The 21,475-nt window shown below is 45.3% G+C and carries 22 protein-coding genes and 1 tRNA gene; 13 read left to right on the top strand and 10 right to left on the bottom strand.

What is annotated here, in order from left to right; genetic code table 11:
• Positions 1-72: 72 nt before the first annotated feature.
• Positions 73-1,002: a histone deacetylase family protein gene (locus C7H79_RS09880; protein ID WP_106707113.1), complete on the bottom strand. Its 930-nt coding sequence runs from the start codon at positions 1,000-1,002 to the stop codon at positions 73-75.
• Between the two features lie 171 nt (positions 1,003-1,173).
• Here C7H79_RS09880 and C7H79_RS09885 point away from each other — a divergent pair, with 171 nt between their 5' ends.
• Positions 1,174-2,220, top strand: a complete 1,047-nt coding sequence (locus tag C7H79_RS09885) for a hypothetical protein (protein WP_106707114.1) — start codon at positions 1,174-1,176, stop codon at positions 2,218-2,220.
• Positions 2,221-2,411: 191 nt separating this feature from the next.
• Here C7H79_RS09885 and bfr read toward each other — a convergent pair whose 3' ends face one another.
• The 8 genes from bfr to lnt all read right to left on the bottom strand — a co-directional run bounded on the left by bfr (position 2,412) and on the right by lnt (position 10,384).
• On the bottom strand, positions 2,412-2,879 hold the full coding sequence (gene bfr / locus C7H79_RS09890; protein WP_106707115.1) for a bacterioferritin: 468 nt from the start codon (positions 2,877-2,879) through the stop codon (positions 2,412-2,414).
• 277 nt (positions 2,880-3,156) lie between these two features.
• On the bottom strand, positions 3,157-3,561 hold the full coding sequence (locus C7H79_RS09895; protein WP_106707116.1) for a hypothetical protein: 405 nt from the start codon (positions 3,559-3,561) through the stop codon (positions 3,157-3,159).
• A 187-nt stretch (positions 3,562-3,748) separates the two neighbouring features.
• Positions 3,749-4,450 (bottom strand): M48 family metallopeptidase, encoded by a 702-nt coding sequence (locus tag C7H79_RS09900; RefSeq protein ID WP_106707117.1) that lies wholly within the window; start codon positions 4,448-4,450, stop codon positions 3,749-3,751.
• A 2-nt stretch (positions 4,451-4,452) separates the two neighbouring features.
• Positions 4,453-5,184, bottom strand: a complete 732-nt coding sequence (locus tag C7H79_RS09905) for a lysophospholipid acyltransferase family protein (RefSeq protein WP_172592406.1) — start codon at positions 5,182-5,184, stop codon at positions 4,453-4,455.
• Entirely contained in the window at positions 5,181-5,720 is a 540-nt protein-coding gene (gmhB, locus tag C7H79_RS09910; protein WP_106707118.1) for a D-glycero-beta-D-manno-heptose 1,7-bisphosphate 7-phosphatase, read from the bottom strand. Before gmhB ends, C7H79_RS09905 begins: the two co-directional genes overlap by 4 nt.
• A gap of 1 nt (position 5,721) precedes the next feature.
• A complete protein-coding gene (gene glyS, locus C7H79_RS09915; protein ID WP_172592407.1) occupies positions 5,722-7,917 on the bottom strand; it encodes a glycine--tRNA ligase subunit beta in 2,196 nt (731 codons plus the stop codon).
• Entirely contained in the window at positions 7,914-8,837 is a 924-nt protein-coding gene (glyQ, locus tag C7H79_RS09920; RefSeq protein WP_106707120.1) for a glycine--tRNA ligase subunit alpha, read from the bottom strand. Before glyQ ends, glyS begins: the two co-directional genes overlap by 4 nt.
• 44 nt (positions 8,838-8,881) lie before the next feature.
• A complete protein-coding gene (gene lnt, locus C7H79_RS09925) occupies positions 8,882-10,384 on the bottom strand; it encodes an apolipoprotein N-acyltransferase (RefSeq protein WP_374058006.1) in 1,503 nt (500 codons plus the stop codon).
• Between the two features lie 385 nt (positions 10,385-10,769).
• Here lnt and C7H79_RS09930 point away from each other — a divergent pair, with 385 nt between their 5' ends.
• The 12 genes from C7H79_RS09930 to fic all read left to right on the top strand — a co-directional run bounded on the left by C7H79_RS09930 (position 10,770) and on the right by fic (position 21,043).
• Positions 10,770-12,506: a tetratricopeptide repeat protein gene (locus C7H79_RS09930; RefSeq protein WP_106707122.1), complete on the top strand. Its 1,737-nt coding sequence runs from the start codon at positions 10,770-10,772 to the stop codon at positions 12,504-12,506.
• A 107-nt stretch (positions 12,507-12,613) separates the two neighbouring features.
• A complete protein-coding gene (gene minC, locus C7H79_RS09935) occupies positions 12,614-13,381 on the top strand; it encodes a septum site-determining protein MinC (protein ID WP_106707123.1) in 768 nt (255 codons plus the stop codon).
• Between the two features lie 23 nt (positions 13,382-13,404).
• Positions 13,405-14,217: a septum site-determining protein MinD gene (gene minD / locus C7H79_RS09940; protein WP_106707124.1), complete on the top strand. Its 813-nt coding sequence runs from the start codon at positions 13,405-13,407 to the stop codon at positions 14,215-14,217.
• Positions 14,214-14,492, top strand: coding sequence for a cell division topological specificity factor MinE (minE, locus tag C7H79_RS09945; RefSeq protein WP_106707125.1), 279 nt, complete (start codon positions 14,214-14,216; stop codon positions 14,490-14,492). The genes minD and minE overlap by 4 nt, the downstream gene beginning before the upstream one ends.
• 39 nt (positions 14,493-14,531) lie before the next feature.
• A complete protein-coding gene (lolB, locus tag C7H79_RS09950) occupies positions 14,532-15,224 on the top strand; it encodes a lipoprotein insertase outer membrane protein LolB (protein ID WP_242447233.1) in 693 nt (230 codons plus the stop codon).
• 46 nt (positions 15,225-15,270) lie between these two features.
• Positions 15,271-16,110, top strand: a complete 840-nt coding sequence (ispE, locus tag C7H79_RS09955) for a 4-(cytidine 5'-diphospho)-2-C-methyl-D-erythritol kinase (protein ID WP_106707127.1) — start codon at positions 15,271-15,273, stop codon at positions 16,108-16,110.
• 6 nt (positions 16,111-16,116) lie between these two features.
• Positions 16,117-16,191 (top strand) — tRNA-Gln (locus C7H79_RS09960).
• A 148-nt stretch (positions 16,192-16,339) separates the two neighbouring features.
• A complete protein-coding gene (locus tag C7H79_RS09965; RefSeq protein ID WP_106707128.1) occupies positions 16,340-17,290 on the top strand; it encodes a ribose-phosphate pyrophosphokinase in 951 nt (316 codons plus the stop codon).
• Between the two features lie 63 nt (positions 17,291-17,353).
• Positions 17,354-17,974: a 50S ribosomal protein L25/general stress protein Ctc gene (locus C7H79_RS09970; RefSeq protein WP_106707129.1), complete on the top strand. Its 621-nt coding sequence runs from the start codon at positions 17,354-17,356 to the stop codon at positions 17,972-17,974.
• 140 nt (positions 17,975-18,114) lie between these two features.
• The gene (gene pth / locus C7H79_RS09975; RefSeq protein ID WP_106707130.1) at positions 18,115-18,684 is read left to right on the top strand and encodes an aminoacyl-tRNA hydrolase; all 570 of its coding nucleotides are present in this window, start codon (positions 18,115-18,117) and stop codon (positions 18,682-18,684) included.
• Positions 18,685-18,742: 58 nt separating this feature from the next.
• Positions 18,743-19,834 carry a redox-regulated ATPase YchF gene (ychF, locus tag C7H79_RS09980; protein ID WP_106707131.1) on the top strand — a complete coding sequence of 364 codons (1,092 nt, stop codon included), beginning with the start codon at positions 18,743-18,745 and terminating at the stop codon, positions 19,832-19,834.
• 102 nt (positions 19,835-19,936) lie between these two features.
• Positions 19,937-21,043, top strand: coding sequence for a protein adenylyltransferase Fic (gene fic / locus C7H79_RS09985; protein ID WP_106707132.1), 1,107 nt, complete (start codon positions 19,937-19,939; stop codon positions 21,041-21,043).
• Between the two features lie 161 nt (positions 21,044-21,204).
• On the opposite strand, the gene C7H79_RS17955 is transcribed toward fic, so the two are convergent.
• Positions 21,205-21,475: hypothetical protein (locus C7H79_RS17955; protein WP_172592408.1), on the bottom strand; the 271-nt coding region annotated here is incomplete at its 5' end.

Below are 21,475 nucleotides of genomic sequence, written 5' to 3' on the forward strand. Positions count from 1 at the left end.
CAACATTAAATCCAGCAGAGGTGGCTCCAAACAATGTAAATGGCGAATCACACGATTAAATCACAATTCATTCTATATTTCTTTTCCTTGCAAAACACGTATATGCGCTGCCACACAGCGAGCCAATGAATGCAACTCATACCCCCCTTCCAGGACGGACACAACACGACCTTGCGAGTATTGATCCGCAATCGATACGATCTGCTGCGTGATCCAGACATAATCATCGTCGCTCAGATACACTTGCGACATGTCATCATCCCGATGCGCATCAAATCCGGCGGAAACAAAAATCATTTCAGGCTTGAATCGATTCAGTGCTGGGAGCCAACTATCTTTCACCGCCTGGCGGAAAACTGCACCATCGGCATCACGTCGCAGTGGCGCATTGATCATTCGATCACTGCCACTATTAGCACCGCTGTACGGATAAAAAGGGTGCTGAAAAGTAGAGCACAGCATGACGTGCGGATTATCATGAAAAATTTCTTCGCTGCCGTTGCCGTGATGCACGTCAAAATCCAGAATTGCAACGCGTTGCAAATGATGATGTTCGATCGCATGCGCCACCCCCACTGCAACATTATTGAACAAGCAGAAACCCATGGCGCGATCGGACTCTGCGTGATGACCGGGTGGACGAATGGCGCAAAATGCATTATTAACTGTTTCCGCCAGAACCAGATTAGTCGCCAGTACAGCCGATCCGGCTGCGCGCAATGCAGCATTGAGCGTAAAGGGATTCATCGCAGTATCCGCATCCAGAGCAATCAATCCAGCGGTTGGAGCAGCTTGCCGGATGCTTTCGATATAACCCGGCGTATGCACGCGCACCAATTGGTCCATTGTTGCCAACGGCGCATCATAGCATTGCAATTGCGACAGCAGGCCAGTGGTCAGCAGTTCATTCTCGATCGTAATCAATCGCTGCGGGCATTCCGGATGCCCCATGCCCATGTCATGTTTGAGACAATCCGGATGGTAGATATAAGCAGTTTGCACGTTATTTCCTCCTTCGCTGCAATCTAAGATTGCAGCATCATTATGCTTCTCAAGGCAGTTGGCACCAAAAACTAAAGTTTATACAATCAACCGGCTATACCATGATAAATTATCAGCATTGAAAAAGCTGTTACGTTTAATTGCATGTTTTCGTCATATGGGGAGTTACGGATGAACGAGTTTACTAACACGATGTTAAAATTTGTTTCGATTGAAATGCTGATAGCAAGAGGGTGGCTGGAAATAGTGCAAATTTTAATGCCGATTTTCACCTTAGTATTAGTATTTCTTGGATTGAGTTTTTATATCCAACACAAATGGCGGAAAACCATAGCTTCTGTAATATGTGCCACCCTGGCCTTGGTTTATTTGCCCTATGAATTCTACCGACAGTCTTTGATATTAACCCGAGCGGATGCCAATATCAGTCAGATTCAAGGCAATTTGCAGAACTTATTGGATTCCGCCAACTTAACGCATATGAAAAGCATTGCGGATAAAGAAGCAACTGCAAGTATTTTAGATGAAATGATTCATGGTCTAAATGAGCAAAAGAAAAAGGAGCTGGTACTGATTTCCTGGTTGGTTGCGGAAAATGAAAAAAACGCGCTCGAGCAAATTGACGGCAAGCAAAAGTTGCTTGCGGATGATCTCAAATCCAGCTTAACCGATGCTAAAACCGAAATCATCGACTCGCGCCCGCCGGTGGAGAAAATTTCGGATACGATTGTGAAAAAACTGGACGAGGATGTCAAAGTCCTGGTTGAAAGGAAAATGGAAGGATTCAAGGACGAAATTGACGGTTCATTGGAGGGCTTTAAAGACGCTATCAATACTTTTGTTCAGGATGAACTTAATAATTACCAAACAAAATTAGCGAGCATCACGCAGCAAAATGTGGATGAATTAAGAAACTATTCCACTCGAGCCAACCACGCGTTTGCAGCGCAAGCCAAAAAAATCAATCAAGAATCCCTGCTTAGGCTGGATGCCACCAAAGAAAAAATAGAAAGCCTGAGTGCCGCATCGACTAGCGGTTTAAAGAATGTTGCCACACAAGTAAAGCAGCTTTCAGTCTCATTAGACACTGCACAAAAAAAGAATGATATCCTGTTTGAATATAATGAATGCATGAGAACTACCGGTGTATTGGATTTGGGTGGCAAGAGTGAACAGTGCAAGGCTAAATATCAAGAGGATATGAGCAACCAGAATTGAGCGGAATGACACAAAGTGTAACGCTGAATTTTTGAGAAATCGGCAGTAACTATTCAGTTAGCGTGATGGTAATTAGGATGTCACGCCAACTGAATCGTAAAGGTTGAACTGGGGCCAATCAATTCTGGGAATGAACGAATATCACATAATATGCATAATGCGCACTCTGCTGCAGTCGTTTTGGTGGACTGTCACATCTGCGATTGCAGGTAGTTCTGTAATCCTATTTTTTCTATCAAACCCAATTGCTTTTCCAGCCAATATGCGTGGTCTTCCTCTGTTTCCGCCAACAGGGAAACGAGAATCTCCCGAGTCTGATAATCCTGCTCCTGCTCACAAGCAACAATAGCGTTTCGCAATGAAGTCATCACATCACGCTCCAAATCCAAATCGTTTTTCAGCATTTCCGGAACGTTACTACCAATCCTCAACGGGCTACGATTGCCAACAGAAGGTATACCCTCGAGAAACAGAATCCGTTTGATCAGATGATCTGCATGCTGCTTTTCATCATCCATTTCATGATCAATCCGCTCATAAAGCTTGTTGAATCCCCAATCCTCATACATCCGTGAATGCGTGAAATATTGATCCATCGCCGTCAGTTCACCCGCCAGGAGTTTATTCAGGATATCGATAATTTTAGTATTGCCTTTCATAAGAATTCTCCTTTCATAATGTATCAGATTGCAGGCAGACCATACCCTCACCCTTTCAAGCAAAATACATTATAGCAGCACACATCAGAAATACAACAGCAAATCATTGATAATAAATGATAATAATTCTTAATGCCGTTCTCATTCTAGCTTATTTTGCGTACTTTGATTGGCTTTGACTCATTGATGCAAAGAATTACGAATTAGTTCGCTTCAGGTGTGATGCTGAGATTCCTCATGTCATCCCAACTTGCTGAGTTAAATCGAAGTGCATGGATTAAGTAAGTTCGAAATATAATTTTATCCAAGCAAAAATGATAATGACCGGTAGCAATCCGGAATTTGCTCGCCCCATCCATCTCGCCAAGCCTGCCGCACCGAAATCTTTTCCAATATCTTCCGCAGCTTTAATTAAAGGGCGGCGAATCTCGTGCATGTGCATATAAGCGCCGACAATGCCAATAAATGCCAGCAGACCAGCCATGGCGCCAAGCAACGGAATTGTGTTAAGTAGAACCGAGCGGATATGCGCATCTGCGCTGGTATTTGATATGATTGCCAACGAGGCAAACAAGAACCCCTGAAAAGTCAGCATCCAATGAATCCGGTTATAAATCATCAACTCTTCATGTCTGATTCGCTTCCGGATTGATTGCGCCTCAGTGTCGCTAAATTGACACATAAAATATCTCCTTTTCATTCCTAACATAACGCTAAAATCAATTTGCGTCGCAACATAACTCAACGGCCAACTCAGTGCGTCAAGACCTTATCATTAATACATTTTCTAACTTAACACAGATTAAAAAATATTGAGTGCAAATGCCAGTTACAAGGCCTGTCACGGCTTGCGCTAACAAGAACAAGGGTCAAGCATAGTCTTTGAGTTGTTTACGAGCCGCCTGATAATCTAAGTAAACGCCCCCCACCAGCTTCCAAAATCTCGCTGAGTGATTCATCTCAATCAAATGTGACAACTCATGCACCACGACATAATCAACCAAATGCAACGGCATTTGAATCAAACGCCAATTCAGGTGTATGAGACCACGGCTGTTGCAGCTGCCCCATCGGGTTTTGGCTCGTGACAAACGGAATGGCGGGACAGAAATATTCAAAGCTTGCGCATAGATTACGATACGCTGCTTAAAGCAGATAATCGCTTGCTGACTGTACCAGGCCATGACAAATTTCTCGATTTGATGAGGATCGAGTTGCGGCATGGATTGCTCAGCAATTGTCATATTTGCAGTTTCATTGGAGAAATGTCGTGCCATCTCAATTTCACCCGATGAATTCAACGCGATACGCCACGGCTCACCAAGTAATGGGTAGATCGCATCTCGCGTCCATGATATTGCCAGGCTCTTTTTGTTTTCCCATTGTTCCAGCTTTTTCGTGATCCAATCTGCTTTTTCCTTAAGAATGATTTCGACATGAGGAAGTACGGTTTGCAGCGGCACACTGACACACAAACCCTGATGATCAATTTTTAAACCAATGGATTTGCGCTTACAGCGCTTTATGGAATAAGTTATTTCCCGACCATTTAAAATGGTTTGCGTAAGCACTTTTATGATTTTCGCTGATTTCTCTGGTTGATACGCAGCATTTCGAACTCAATCCAGGCTTCCACTTTAGCATTCAATTCCCCTGGCTCCATCCCGGTAGGGTCGATCGGCTCACCAATACTGACAGTGATGGTGCCGGGGTACTTAATGAAAGAATTTCTTCCCCAGAATTCGCCGGCATTGTGTGCGACTGGTACCACGGGCGTATTTGTATGCGTCGCCAGCCATGCTCCGCCGATACGGTATTTGCCGCGTTGGCCGGGTGGAATGCGCGTACCTTCTGGGAATATCACAATCCAGAATCCTTGTTTTAGCCGGTCTTTGCCTTGTTCGACAATCTGTTCCAATGCTTTCTTCTTGGCGCTCCGGTCGATCGCAATCGGACTGGTCATCGCCAAGCCCCAACCGAAGAACGGGATGCGCAGTAACTCTTTTTTCAGCACCCATACCTGGGGCGGGAAAATTTTCTGGAAAGCTAATGTCTCCCACGCCGATTGGTGTTTGGAAAGCACGATACTCGGAGAGTTCGGGATATTTTCCTTGCCAATGATTTGATAGCGGATGCCGCACAAGTTACGCAGCAAGAACAACATAATAAAGGTCCAACTGGAAGTAACGCGATACCGATTATGCGGTGATAACGGAAAGCAGGCCAATGTCAGCAAAGCATATGGCGGTGTAATGATGATTTGCAGCAACATATACAGTGCTGAACGAAGAACAGGCAGTATCATGTATTTTCAATCAGTGCATGAGCCACCGCCGCCAGATTCTCAAAAATCTGTGTATTGACGGGAATCTCATTATTAGTGCGTGTAACTTGCCCATTGCCGGTCAACACCAGCATAGGCATTGCACCAACGGCCGCAGCAGCTTGCAAATCCTTTAATGAATCACCGACAACCGGAATATTTCTTAAATTGACACCATAACGTTGCATGATTTCATCAAACAAGCCGGTCGCCGGTTTGCGGCAGATGCATTTGTCTCCATCCGCATGCGGACAAAAGAAGATCGCATCAATGCGTCCGCCCACCTGATGTATTGCTTTGTACATTTTGTCATTAATGGCGTTGTAAGTCGTCATATCGATTAAGCCTCGTCCAATGCCCGATTGATTGGTGGCGATGACCACGCGATAGCCGGAGTGCGTCAACCGAGCGATCGCTTCCAGGCTACCTGGGATAGGAATCCATTCCTCCGGCGTTTTGATAAAAGTATCACTGCATTGATTTATCACACCGGTTTGGTCGAGAATGATCAGTTTCATGTTAGGTCGCCAATTTTGAAAGATCGGCTACACGATTCATCGTTTGCTGAAGTTGTTTCAATAACGCGAGTCGATTATTGCGCAGTGACTTATCTTCAACATTCACCATCACATGATCAAAAAACGTATCAACGGGTAGCTTGAGCTTAGCAAGAGCTTGCAGCGAAGCAATATAATTACCTGTTGCAAAAGCTTTTTCTGTTTCCGGCAATAAGGTTGTCAATGTTTGGTAAAGCACCTGTTCGGCCTCTTCCTGTAATAGCTTGGTGCTCACCTCCTCGTGGATGCTACCTTCCGATTTCTTGAGGATATTGCTCACCCGCTTGTTGGCAGCCGCCAGGCTGATGGCTTCGGGCAATGCTGCAAAAGCGCGCACTGCAGCAAGCCGTTTGGGAATATCGCTTAACTGTTGCGGATTCAAACTGAGCACAGCGTCGACTTCCTGAGCGGTGTAGCCTTGTTCGCGTAAATTGCCAGCGAGTCGTTCATAAATGAAAGCCAGCAATTGTTCATGCGATTCTCTTGGAATACGCCGATGAGCAACTCCTACGAACTCTATTTTTTCTCCAGATCTTCTTCTGTTTTCAATATTATCGTCTGTCCATTGGTTCCTGATATTTTGATTATCAATAACACCAGCAACCTCTCCAATCAAAGCATTCAACTCAAATGGCAAGTCTTTTTCAATTAGTATACGAATAACACTCAAAGCATGGCGACGCAATGCAAACGGGTCCTTATCGCCAGTCGGAATCTCTCCAATGCCAAACATATTCATCAGTGTTTCCAGCTTATCTGCCAGCGCCACACAAATACCAACCTGATTTCGTGGCAATGCATCACCGGAAAAACGCGGCCTGTAATGATCCTCGATAGCAAATGCAACCTCGCCGTCCAATCCTTCATGTTGCGCATAATAACGCCCCATGATGCCTTGCAACTCCGGAAACTCACCGACCATGCCGGTGAGCAAATCCGCTTTGGCTAGTGTAGCGGCTTCGTAGGCTTGATTAGCCAATGCGTCACCGCCTAATTGCTCGCCAATCAATTTTGCGATGGCTCGGACATAATGTATGCGCAGCCCTTGAGTACCTAATTTATGGTGGTAAATCACTTTATCCAATTCTGGCACGCGCGATGCCAGCGTTTTTTTTCGATCTTGATCAAAGAAAAACTTGGCATCGGCTAAACGTGAGCGGATCACGCGTTCATTTCCAGCGATCACTTGCGCAGGATTGGTAGGGCGGATGTTGGAAACCAACAGGAACTTGTTGGCCAGTTTTCCCTGCGCATCCAACAACGGAAAATATTTCTGATTTGCTTTCATGGTCAGAATCAAACATTCCTGCGGCACTTGCAGAAATTCCACATCGAATTTGCCAACCAGCACATTAGGATGCTCGACCAATGCGGTCACTTCGTCCAGCAAAGCATCATCGTCTATCAGAGTAAGCTGTTCCTGTGCGATCGCTGAAGTAAACTGACGCGTAATTTCAGTGCGGCGTTCGGCAAAGCTGGCAATCACCGCTCCTTCGGTACTTAGTTGCTGCGCATAGCTATCGGCATTGTGCAATACGATGGGATTGACTTTCGCTTCAAAACGGTGCCCCTGTGTTTCGCGTCCGGCTTGCAGACCCAGAATATTGATGGAAACAATATCGGCCCCGTGCAATGCGACCAGTGCATGCACGGGGCGCACAAAGTTGACGCTTTGCCAACCATCAGCGAGCTGATACGCCATTACTTTTGGAATCGGTAATTTGGCAATCACTTCTTGTAACGCTTTCTGCAAACCCTCGGTCAATGGAATGCCTGTGGCAATGCTATCCCAAAACAGTGTTTCTGTTTTACCGTCCAGCGCGTGCTTGAGTTGTGGCACCACTGAAGCATTCACACCAAGGCTCCCCAACTTTTTCAATAAGGGCGGTGTTGCCTGACCTTGCGCATCCAGGCCGACGGCTACCGGCATTAGTTTTTGAGTAACCGCTTTATCGGCAGCTTGCGCAGCGACGTTGCTGATATGCACTGCCAATCTCCTCGGAGTTGCATAGGTGGTGACAACCGCATCTTGATTCATCAAACCTTGCGTCTTGAGGCTGGCAGCCAATAATTGCGCAAAACTGTCGCCAAGCTGCTTTAGCGATTTAGGCGGCAGTTCTTCCACCAATAGTTCAACGAGCAGGTTCTGAGTCATCATGCAGATTTCGCTATATCCAACATTTGCGCAACCCATTCGCGCGGTGCCATCGGGAAAGGAGGATTCAGGCTTGCACGGCTATCATAATACGTCTTGGCGACCTGCCGCGACAGATTACGGATACGCCCGATATATGCGGCGCGCTCGGTGATTGAAATAGCACCGCGCGCATCAAGCAAATTGAACGTATGTGCGGCTTTCAGCACTTGTTCATAAGCCGGCAAAGCCAATTGCTTTTCGATCAGGTAATTGGCTTGCGCTTCGTGCTTGTCGAACACCAGAAACAGAAACTCGACGTTACTCTGTTCAAAATTATAAATTGATTGCTCCACTTCGTTTTGATGATACACATCATGGTAAGTTAAGCCTTTGGTCCAGGTCAGATCAAACACACTTTCCACGCCTTGTAAGTACATGGCCAAGCGCTCTAATCCATAGGTGATTTCGCCCGTAGCCGGTTTGCAATCAATACCACCGACCTGCTGGAAATAGGTAAATTGTGTCACTTCCATGCCATTGAGCCAAACTTCCCAACCTAAACCCCAGGCACCCAGCGTGGGGTTTTCCCAATCATCTTCAACCAGACGCACGTCGTTTTGCGTCAAATCAAATCCCAGTTCGCGTAACGAGCCGAAATATAAATCCAGAATATTCCTCGGTGCCGGTTTGAGCACCACCTGAAATTGATAATAATGTTGCAAACGATTCGGATTGTCGCCATAGCGCCCATCTTTGGGTCGACGCGCTGGCTGCACGTATGCCGCTTTCCAAGGCTCAGGGCCGATGGCGCGCAGAAAAGTAGCGGTATGGCTGGTTCCGGCGCCGACCTCCATATCATAGGGCTGCAAGATCGCACATCCCTGCTTATCCCAATACCGTTGCAAGGTCAGGATGATTTCCTGGAAAGTAAGTGTTGACATGAAGAATCTGGTTTAGACCGCTCTCAAATGAAGTAATGTGGATTTTACCGGGTTTTTCGTGCGGTGCGAAAGGCGGATAGCAATCCAAAGCATATTAGCAAACCGGCGAGCCCAAGTGCCGGATAATTTCCCATCCGTACATAGGGCGTAACCCCGGTAAAACCTTGCGCCAATCCGTGCAACGCTGCGGTAGTAAAAATTTCAATGGTTTGCAATACTCTGCCGCGCTCGTCGATGATTGCGGTTACGCCAGTGTTAGTGGCTCGCAGCATGTAGCGTCCGGTTTCCAGTGCGCGCATTTGCGAGATCTGCAAATGCTGCTGCGGTCCGATCGAACGTCCGAACCAGGCATCATTGCTGACATTAACCAGCATCGTAGCTTGTGGTAACTGATTAATAATCTCTTCGCCAAACACATCTTCATAGCAGATATTAATCGCTACGCTCTGACCTGCCAGATTCATTGGCTGTTGATCCAAGCTACCGCGCGAAAAATCCGATAACGGAATTTGCAATACATCGATAACCCAACCGAATATCGGCTTTAGCGGAATAAATTCACCGAAAGGCACCAGGTGATGTTTGCGGTAACTTTGTTCTGGTGCGGAACCAAAGCTGAACATGGTGTTGTAATATTCACTACTATTTTGGGCGCCACGTTCGGCCAGCCCGATCAACACATCACCATTATTATTTCTGGCATGCTCCGCCAGATGCGATAGATAGGATTTCGGTACTACATCGCTGAACAAGGGGATAGAAATTTCTGGTGTTACAATCAGTCGACTGTCGCTTTCAAGAATCAGCCGGGCATATGTTTCCATAGTATTTTCCAAATGATCTTCACGCCACTTCATATCCTGGGCGATATTGCCTTGCAGCAAGCTGACTGTAACCGGTTCACCTTGCGGCTTTACCCAATTAATCGCCTGCAAACCATATCCGCCAAACCAAATCAGCATTAAAGGCAACCCGTAACGCCATTGTCTACCACCTTTATCAATCCAGAAAAAGAGCAAAGCTGCGCTGAATACCACGACTATTGAAATACCATATACACCGATGACCGGTGCAAAGCCCGCTAAGGGACTGAAGGGTGCCTGTGAATAACCCATCAACAACCATGGAAATCCGGTAAACAAGGTACCACGCAGCCACTCAAACAGCATCCACAGCGCAGCAGCAAGTGCTGCCCAGAGATATGATGAAGTCAGACGCAGCTTAGTCAACAGCCACATACTTAAAGCAGGAAAGAGCGACAAATAGGCACAGAGTATAATCAACGCGACAACCGCGACGGGCATCGGCATTGCACCAAAATCGTGCAAACTGACATAGATCCATGTGACTCCGGCGCTGAACAATCCCATCCCAAAAAAGAATCCCAAAGTTGCGTTTCTGATCGGAGATAAGCTGCTGCGACAATAACCGAACAATACGGCAAGAGTAACAATCGGAACCGGAAAGAGATAAAAAGGTGCAAAACCAAGAACTGTCAGTACACCCAACAAATAAGCAATAATTAATTTAACGTAAGAGTTATTCAAGAGAATCAAAATTGGAATTATCGATAGATAAAATTTATGTAGCAGTATGCTTGAATTTTAGCGCAGTCGGTACAATTATGAACTTTCATGTTTTAATGTCATTCTCAGCATTTCCTAATCATAAATTAATCGACATCCCTTTGCGTACAAATTCTTATTTTTCATGATGACATTCGACTCTACTTATGCTAAATAATTATTTATTCACTTTATTGCAAGTAAAAAAGTAGAATATGCGCATTATGCTAAGAATGATCGAACAATGAATCCGAAGCACTGCTGAAGAAAAAGTAAAAAGAACCAAGGTTCCTAGGTCTCATTATGGACCATAAAAATGAACAGGCTGTACGATTTATCTTATTTTTGAAAATCAATCGGATTTCTCATGAAATTTAAACTTCTATGTGTATTATTGCTATCTGGACTGACTGCCTGTGCGCAGATACCTGCAAACAAGGAAATAGAAAATGCAGGAGAGTCCAATGAGCAAGAAGACATCAGTGAGCTTAATTTACCCAAGCAAGAACTGACAGCACCTATTTTATTTGATTTTTTAATCGGTGAAACCGCTTTACAGCGCGGCAATCTGGATATTTCAGTAAACCGATACCTCAAGCTGGCCAGAACCACACGTGACCCCAGAATCGCTAAACGGGCAACCGAAATTTCTCTGCACGCTGGAAACTCTTTTGCTGCTGAACAAGCAGCAGCCATGTGGATTGAACTTGAACCCGATTCAGTGGATGCTCGCCAAACCATTGCAGCGCTGTTGGTCAATCTTGGCAAGCTGGATGCCGCACGACCTCATCTGGAAAAATTACTGGCTTCGGAAAAAGAAGGATTAGGCAACGCATTTATGCAGCTTAACCAATTGTTGTCACGGAACCCGGATAAAACAGCAACGTTACTATTGATACAACAATTGTCTCAGCCTTACAAAGATCTTCCTGAGGTCCATTTTGCCATTTCTCAGGCAGCATGGTATGCCAATCAGCATCAATTGGCATCCGATGAAATGGAACGCGCGCTTGCGTTGCGCCCGGATTGGGAAATCGCCGCAATTCATAACGGACGAATATTGCAGCGCATCTCAATTAACGATGCGAGTGATTTCTATCGCGATTATCTAAAGAAATACCCAACGAGTAATGAAGTACGGATCGCATATACTCGTGCATTAATAAACGGCAACGAAATTGATTTGGCACGAGAACAATTACAATGGTTAATGGACAAGAATTCAGACGATGCCGAAATTATGCTGGCTGTCGGCCTTCTAGCTACAGAAATGGGCGATTTTGATGTGACCGAAACAAGCTTCAACAAAGCTTTAAGTCTAGGATACAAAGATACCAATGCTGTGTATTTTCACTTAGGCCAGATTTATGAGGAAACAAAACGTCCTGAAATGGCGATGGAATCCTATCAGATGGTAAAAAGCGGGGGACGCTATTTGCCTGCACAAATACGCTACGCAGACCTATTGGCAGTTAAGGGTTATCTGAAAGAGGCGCGCGAGCATTTACAAAAGCTTCCGGCTGCCAATGATCAGCAAGCTGCCCATTTAATTCTGGCAGAAGCGCAAATTCTACGTAGATCAAAAGCACATCAAGAAGTATTTGATCTGCTTGACGCGAGTCTGAAGAAGCTACCTGATTATCCTGAGCTACTCTATGATCGTGCGCTGGCCGCTGAGAAAATCGGCAAATTTAACATTCTCGAACAGGATCTACGTAAACTGATACAACTTAAGCCTGATAATGCTCATGCATACAACGCATTGGGCTACAGTCTTGCCGAACGCGGCATTCAATTGCCTGAGGCACTCCAACTGATAAGAAAAGCGGTTGAGCTTTCACCGGAGGATCCGTATATCATGGATAGTCTGGGTTGGGTGTACTACCGCATGGGCAACCTAGCAGAGGGGCTAAATTACTTGAACTTAGCTTTTGCTGCTCGTCCGGATGCAGAAATTGCAGCACACTTGGGTGAAGTACTTTGGGTGCACGGTGCTAAGGATGATGCCAAAAATATTTGGCGATCCGCTTTAGAAAAAGAACCTGACAATGAAGTTCTGCTTGAAACATTACAGCGTCTTACAAAAAAGAAAATCGTTGATTAAACCTACATACAGATAGAACCTGAAACCAACCGCATGATGCAAAAGATATTCTTGCATAATTAATGAATCCAATGGGAATCCCATACTGCTACAATGTATTCTAATAAATGTTAAACACTCCTCCAAAGCTTGAATTTAAAAGCAGCACTTTTTTTGCACCTATACTTATTCTTTATACGAATGACATGGTTGCGATAGAGCAAGCGCTGCACGATAAAATTAGTCTGGCACCGGATTTTTTTAAAGATTCTCCTTTGATTATCGATTTACGTGAGGTGAATAAATTAAATCTGGATTTGGATTTTGTTGAGCTCATGCAGTTATTGCGCAGGATTGGTTTTTTTCCTGTTGGAATTCGTGGAGGCAATGAGCAGCAAAACAAGCAAGCCCGTGCTCTGTCGCTTCCAATAGACACAGTGCGTGAGTTAGGTAACTCAATTGTTATTGGAGAAGTGCAAAAACCTGAAAATACCCAGCAGCCTCCCGCGCAACCGGAAGTAATCGCTGTCAAAGAACCCGTGCAACCAGCTGCAATTCCACCGATATCTGCGGCAACAATTTTAGTTACTCAGCCAATTCGCTCCGGGCAGCGTATCTACGCATCCGGAGACCTGATCATCTTATCTCAGGTCAGTGCAGGCGCCGAAATTATGGCCGAAGGTAACATACACGTCTATAATACTCTGCGTGGTCGCGCTCTGGCCGGTGTACATGGCAACACAGCTGCCAGAATATTTTGCTTCGATTTGCAGGCAGAGCTTATCTCTATCGCGGGAGATTATAAAACCAGTGAAGATTTGAATAAGCAAACATACAATCATCCGGTACAAATATATTTACAGAATCATGCATTGATCATAAAAGAGATTGCTTAAAACTAATAGCAAAGGAGACTCAATTGGCAAGAATTATAGTCGTGACGTCGGGCAAAGGTGGCGTTGGTAAAACAACAACAAGCGCAGCAATTGCCATGGGACTGGCGAAAAAGGGCCACAAAACAGCGGTGATTGATTTTGACGTGGGCTTGCGGAACCTGGATTTGATTCTCGGCTGCGAGCGTCGGGTTGTTTATGATTTTATTAATGTTATCAATGGAGAAGCAAGCCTCAATCAAGCACTTATTCGCGACAAGAACTGCAATCTACTCTATATCCTGCCAGCTTCGCAAACGCGCGATAAGGACGCGCTGACACATGAAGGCGTAGGTAAGGTATTAGATGAATTATCCAAGGATTTCGGATACATTGTTTGCGATTCGCCTGCGGGTATCGAAAAAGGCGCCAATTTAGCGCTTTATTTTGCCGACGATGCTTTTGTCGTTACCAATCCGGAAATTTCTTCGGTCAGAGATTCGGATCGCATGTTGGGTATCTTGTCGAGCAAATCACGGCGCGCTGAAAGAAATGAAGAGCCTATCAAGGAATATTTATTGTTGACCCGATATGATGCCGACAGAGTAAAATTAGGTGAAATGCTGAGCCTTGAGGATGTGCAAGAAATCTTATCCTTGGAATTGTTAGGCATTATACCTGAATCAAAATCTGTCTTATCCGCATCAAATGCTGGTATACCGGTGATTCTGGATGAAAAAAGTGAAGCAGGCCAGGCTTATGCCGATGTCGTTGCGCGGTATTTAGGAGAGAAACTACCACATCGATTTATAGATGGTAAGAAGGGGTTTCTCAGGAGGCTTTTCGGGGGAAGAAAATGAGCTTACTGGACTATTTCAGATCATCAAAACCTAAGACCGCTTCGCTTGCCAAAGAAAGGTTACAAATTCTTGTTGCGCATGAACGCACTTATCGCAATCAACCCTCTTATTTACCGCAATTACAAAAAGAGCTCTTAGAAGTTATCCGTAAGTACGTTAATGTGGATCAAGATGCCATATCAGTTAATTTTGAACAAGACGAAAACCAAGAAACACTGGAACTCAATATCGTTCTGCCCGATTATCACCCAACCAATAAGACCATAAATAATTAGAATCTTTTATACACTCCTTGCGCATTGGTAATTAATGAATTGAAATCAATTAATCTTGGTATTGAATTTAGAGATTCTAAATTACCAGTGAATGGGATCAAAGCTCATCAAATGAATGTTATTCTGGGATTTTTGATAGGCTGCATCATTTTGCTATCTTCAGGTTGTAGAACACTACCGAGTCAGCCTCCCTCTGATGCGGTTGCAACGACTATTTTTACCGAACCTCTCCTTGCTAGTGCTCAGACTATTCCTGCCAATGATTTTAATATTCTAGGCAGAATCTCCATTCAAGATAAAAATCAAAGTTTCTCCGGCAGCTTTCGCTGGCAGCATATGGCAGCCAGCGATGAGATTCTGCTATTCACTCCTTTAGGTCAAGCAGTCGCAGAAATTACGAAAGATCTCGAAGGGGTGCGCTTAATCACCTCAAAGCTAGAGGCGTTTTATGCACCAGATGCCGAGAGTCTAACCGAAGAAATTCTGGGGTGGCGTTTACCACTGAATGGTTTACAATACTGGATACAGGGCACACATTTACCATTAACCGCAGCAGAAAAGGATCTGGATAGAAAAGATCAAATTATCAATATTCGTCAAGACGGCTGGCATATTCATTATGCCAGTTTTACGTCCTCGCAGTTAAATTCTCTTGCTCTTCCCAGAATAATCAATTTGTTCTATGACAACTTAAGAATCAGATTGGTAATAGATAACTGGAAGGTTGAATAGTTTTTTCCATATAATTCATAACCACTTTTTTCTCATACCTTTATTCATGTTTACATTTTCTGCTCCTGCCAAGCTGAATCTTTTTTTACATGTGATTGGCCGCAGAGAGGATGGATACCATTTACTGCAAACAGTTTTTCGTTTTATCGATTATTCGGATCAGTTAAGTTTTAGACTGCGGACAGATGGCATAATCAAGCTGCACAATCCCATTGCTGGTGTACCAGAAGAAAAAGATCTATGTGTTCGCGCAGCTATATTGCTAAAACAGGCAACAGGAACACAACAGGGTGTTGATATATTTTTGCAAAAACAAATCCCCATGGGAGGCGGTTTGGGTGGCGGTAGCTCGGATGCAGCTACTACACTGCTGGCACTGAATTATTTATGGAAGGTTAATTTGAGCAAACAACACTTGCTCAAATTAGGGCTTCAGCTAGGTGCTGATATTCCGATCTTTATTTTTGGAGAAAATGCTTTCGCCGAAGGAATCGGTGAAAAATTAACCAGCATTAAATTGCCACCTGCCTGGTATGTAGTTCTAGTACCGCCAGTGCAAGTATCAACTGCCGAGATTTTCGCGAGCAAAGATTTGACACGCAACACGATTCCGATCAAAATACCGCCCTTTTCTGTCTGGCAAGGCCATAATGATTTGGAATTGCCTGTTTGCCGATCATACTCGGAAGTTGCACAAAGTTTAGAGTGGCTAAAGCGGCAGGAAAATACTACAATAACGGCGATGAGTGGGTCAGGTGCTTGCGTTTTTGCTGAATTTGCATCTGAAGCAGCAGCTCAGGCTGTTTTTGAACACATTCCTGATAGTATGGCAGGCTTTATGGCAAGAGGCTTGGATTATCATCCGATGCAGCAGATAGTGAAATAAAAATATAGGGGAGTCGCCAAGTGGTAAGGCACCGGATTTTGATTCCGGCATTCGTAGGTTCGATCCCTACCTCCCCTGCCAGTTTATATGGATTTCACTGAATCTCTTAATGAATAAGTGAATGAACTATTGGTTAAACTTGACAGCAAATTGCTGAAAGTAACTCGTTTAACTAAACAAATCAGTGCTCCTTTTTCCAGCTAATTAGCTCAAAGAACGAAGAAAAAACATGTCTTATGACAGTTTGATGGTTTTCACCGGTACAGCCCACCCCAAATTGGCCCAAGATGTTGTCAGGCATCTCAACATCCATCTTGGACGCGCAACTGTAGGGCGTTTTAGTGATGGCGAGATCATGGTGGAAATCCTTGAGAATGTACGTGGAAAAGATGTTTTTGTGCTGCAATCCACCTGCGCACCGACTAATGATAACCTGATGGAAATACTAGTCATGGTCGATGCCTTGAAACGTGCATCTGCTGGTCGTATTACTGCTGCGATGCCGTATTTCGGTTATGCGCGGCAAGACAGAAGGCCTCGTTCAGTGCGCGTACCGATCACTGCTAAAGTAGTAGCAAATATGCTGACTACTGTTGGCATTGACCGATTGCTGACTATGGATTTGCATTCTGATCAAATTCAAGGATTTTTTGATATTCCTGTTGACAATATTTATGGCATGCCAATTTTGCTGGGAGATATCTGGAAACATAATTATCAGAATCTGATCGTGGTATCACCGGATGTTGGTGGAGTGGTACGCGCCCGGCATCTGGCCAAGCGTCTGGAATGTGACTTGGCCATTATCGACAAGCGACGTCCCAAACCCAATGAGGCTAAGGTGATGAATATCATCGGCGAAGTCAAGGATCGTACCTGTGTCATAATTGATGACCTGGTAGATACAGCAAATACTCTTTGCGAAGCAGCAAAAGCATTAAAAGAGCATGGCGCACGAACAGTGTTAGCCTATTCGACGCATGCCGTTCTGTCAGGCAATGCGGTGGAGCGTATCCAGAATTCAGCTTTGGATAAGCTAGTGGTCACGGACACAATACCGCTGCGCAGCGATGCAATCGCTTGTGATCGAATTTGTCAGCTAAGCATTGCCAATCTGTTGGCGGAAACTATGTTACGCATCAGTAATGAAAGCTCATTAAGCTCCTTATTTATGGAATAAATTGAGTCATTTTTAAACCGGTTTGTTTGGTCGCGAACAAACCATCAACATGGAGTAGTCAAGATGAAAATAGAAATCAGTGCCGATAAGCGCACTTTGCAGGGAAAGGGTGCGAGCCGCCGCCTGCGTGGTTCTGGCAAGGTGCCAGCAATCATTTATGGTGGTGACCAAGCATCGCAATCAATTGAGATGGATCATAATGATTTGTTTCACAAGCTCAGACTGGAAGCATTTCATGCATCCATTCTCACATTAAGTGTTGCAGGAAAAAAAGAACCTGTGTTATTGCGCGATGTACAAATGCACCCTTTCAAGAAACAAGTGCTGCATGTGGATTTTCAAAGAATCGACAAGAATAAGAAAATACATATGAAAGTTCCATTGCACTTTATCAATGCCGAAATTTCGCCAGGTGTTAAAACTTCCGGTGGGATTGTTTCTCACATCTTGACTGAAGTAGACATCAGCTGCCTACCAAGTGATTTGCCAGAATTTATATCAGTTGATTTGGCGGAACTCACTGCGGGACATACATTGCATCTGAGTGACCTGGTATTGCCTAAAGATGTCGAGACAGTTGCTTTGGTAAAAGGCGATGATTTACCAGTAGCAACGATTGTAATCCCAAGATCGGTGCTCTCTGAAGAAGCTTCCAGTGAGGAAGCAAGCGCCGAAAAAGAATAGCCTAAGTAAGAAAAAACACTTAGGCTGCTTTGGAAATTTAACCAATCTGCCGGGATTGAGCTTTTTACCGGCAGATTTTTCGTTTCTAAATCCATATTCCAATAATCCAAAAAATTCACACTGCACTTTGACATCATTTCATGAAACTTATTGTTGGATTGGGTAACCCTGGCAGAGAATATGCAGGAACACGCCATAATGCCGGTTTTGAGTGGGTGGATCGATTATCTCAGATGCTGCACGCACCACTGAAGCCGGAAGCTCGGTTTCATGGCTTGTGCACACAGATTCACCAAGAAGATATTGATTTATGGCTACTGGAACCGCAAACCTATATGAATAGAAGCGGGCAATCTGTAGCTGCATTGTGTCAGTTTTATAAAATCCAGACGGATGAAATGATCGTGATCCATGATGAGCTGGACCTATCTCCCGGTATCGCCAAACTAAAAAAAGGCGGCGGCATGGGCGGGCATAACGGTCTCAAGGATATTGCAGTAAAATTAGGCACTCAGGATTTCTGGCGACTGCGCATTGGCATTGGTCATCCGGGTGATCGCGATGCAGTCGTGAGTTATGTATTAAGCCAGCCGAGAAAGGAAGAGGCACCGCTGATCAATGAAGCTATCGCAAGAAGCCTGGAAGTCTGGCCGCTTATCGCACAAGGCGACTGCGAAGCTGCAATGATGAAATTACACACAAAAGTATAACCATACCGTAGTAGTTTCACACAATCGTTTTTTAATCCATTTTAATGAGAACCAGGTCATGAGTCTTAAATGCGGAATCGTGGGTCTTCCCAATGTCGGTAAATCTACCTTGTTCAATGCCTTGACCAAGGCGGGTATTGCCGCAGAAAACTATCCTTTCTGCACCATTGACCCCAACGTCGGCATTGTCGAAGTACCAGACCCACGATTGCAGAAACTAAACGAAATTGTCAAACCGCAGAAAGTGCAACCGGCCATTGTCGAATTCGTGGATATTGCCGGATTGGTTGCCGGCGCATCCAAAGGAGAAGGGCTGGGTAACAAGTTCTTGGCCAATATCCGCGAAACCGATGGCATCGTCAATATGGTGCGCTGTTTCACCGATGATAATGTAGTGCATGTTACAGGCAAGGTCGATCCTATCTCGGATATTGAGGTTATTCAAACCGAGCTAGCGCTGGCCGATCTGGCCACAATCGAAAAAGCACTGTTACGCGAAGCCAAGATCGCTAAATCAGGCAACAAAGATGCAATCAAATTATGCGCTTTATTGGAGCAGACACAATTACATCTGAACCAGGGTAAACCCGCCAGAACACTAGATTTGGATAAAGAACAAAAGCTCTTGCTGCAGCCGCTTTGTTTGTTGACCGCGAAACCGGCCATTTACGTAGCAAATGTGAATGATCACGGCTTTGTTAATAATCCGCTGTTAAGCCGTGTGGAAGAATGCGCGGCTACAGAAGGTGCACCGGTCGTAGCGATATGCGCAGCGCTTGAAGCAGAAATCGCGGAATTGCCCGATGAAGACAAGAAAATCTTCTTGGCGGATCTTAACCTGGAAGAACCGGGGCTCAACCGCCTAGTACGCGCTGGCTACGAATTGCTCGGATTGCAGACTTATTTTACTGCGGGCGTCAAGGAAGTCAGAGCATGGACCATCCACAAAGGCGATACGGCACCACAAGCAGCTGGAGTCATCCACACCGATTTTGAAAAAGGATTCATTCGTGCCGAAGTAACCAGTTATGAAGATTTTATTACTTATAAAGGGGAACAGGGTGCCAAAGAAGCGGGTAAGATGCGCCTCGAAGGCAAGGAATATATCGTCAAGGACGGCGATGTGATGCATTTCCGCTTTAATGTCTGATTGACATGTCGCAAAAACATTAAATTTGCGACATATTTGATTGACCTGTCGCTGCGGACGACATAAACTGACGACGTGTCGCAAAAATGTGAAAATTAAATCATGACTGCTTGGCGTCCGGATCAACCTTACAACAACCTTCCGCCGTTGCCGCCCGCAGCCGATCTGGAAACACGTACGGTACTAAAGCCGTGTATCGCCGCCCGTGCCGCATTGGCAGAACTCAAGCAAGCTGCTGAACTTATTCCCAACCAGGGTGTTCTGATCAATGCTCTACCGCTGCTCGAAGCCCAAGCCAGCTCGGAAATCGAGAACATCGTCACGACGACGTACCGATTGTTTCAGTTCCAAAATACCAAAGAACACGCCGACCCAGCCACGCGCGAAGCCCTGCGTTATAGCAGTGCACTGCTGGAAGGATTTCGAGCACTAAAGCAACATCCGCTGAATACCCGCACGGCGGAACAAGTATGCACCCGCATCAAGGGCATGGACATGCAGGTGCGGCGGGTTTCTGGAACAGCACTGGCCAACCAGGCGACCGCTGAAGTAATTTATACACCGCCCGTCGGGGAAAACCTACTGCGATCCAAATTAGCCAACTGGGAGCGTTACTTGCATGAGGCGCACGATGTCGACCCGCTGATCCGCATGGCAGCCGGGCATTACCAATTCGAAGCGATTCACCCGTTCACCGATGGCAATGGCCGCACCGGGCGTGTGCTGAATAGCCTATTTCTAATCCAGGAAGATTTATTGACACTGCCGATTCTTTACCTCAGCCGCTACATCATCAGGAACAAAACCGAGTATTACCGCCTGCTGCTCGATGTCACACGCAACCAGGCATGGGAACCGTGGATTGTCTACTTGCTGCACGGCATCGAAGACACGGCGTGCTGGACTACCGCTAAGATCGCCGCGATCCGTACCCTCTCAGGCTTGACAATTGATTATGTGAAACAGAAAGCGCCGAAAATCTACAGCCGAGAACTGGTGGATTTGATTTTTGATCTGCCCTATTGCCGGATTCAGAACCTGGTTGAAAAAAACATCGCCGGACGCCAAGCCGCTTCGCGCTATCTCAAACAGCTTGTGGAAATCGGCGTGCTGGAAGAGCGAACCGTCGGACGCGAAAAGTTGTTCATTCATCCCAAACTGATGCATTTACTGACGCGTGATGAAAACACCGTGACGGCCTATCCATAATGCGAATGCGTGATATGTTTGCGCTAAAAAACTACTCGAAATAGCTTCCATTCAATCAATATCAGATTGAATAAGTACGGTTCGGCGGACTCGCTGGCGCATCCTGGGTAAGACCATATTGCAGATTTAACCATTTCAGTCACTAAATTCAATACAAGCCGCTAAGAACCGCCGATCCAAGACCGAATCCATCCGTCCAACGCATCAATGCGCACAAATTGTGAAGGTACTTCGTATGGTGAATTTCTCATCCACCAGTAGATGTCCCGACTTACATATACCTCAGTAAATGAAGGTGGCTCAGCACACCTTGGCGCAGGCCAATCTACAAGTACTCGCAATTGATCGGTGCGTGAAACAAGAAATGCGCGGCGCGCCTCAATCTTGGCAAATTGTCCCCTGTCTATTAGACGACAATTAATCTGTCCGGTC

Origin of the sequence: Nitrosomonas supralitoralis, from assembly GCF_003011925.2 — a bacterium.
Taxonomy (GTDB): Bacteria; Pseudomonadota; Gammaproteobacteria; order Burkholderiales; family Nitrosomonadaceae; genus Nitrosomonas; species Nitrosomonas supralitoralis.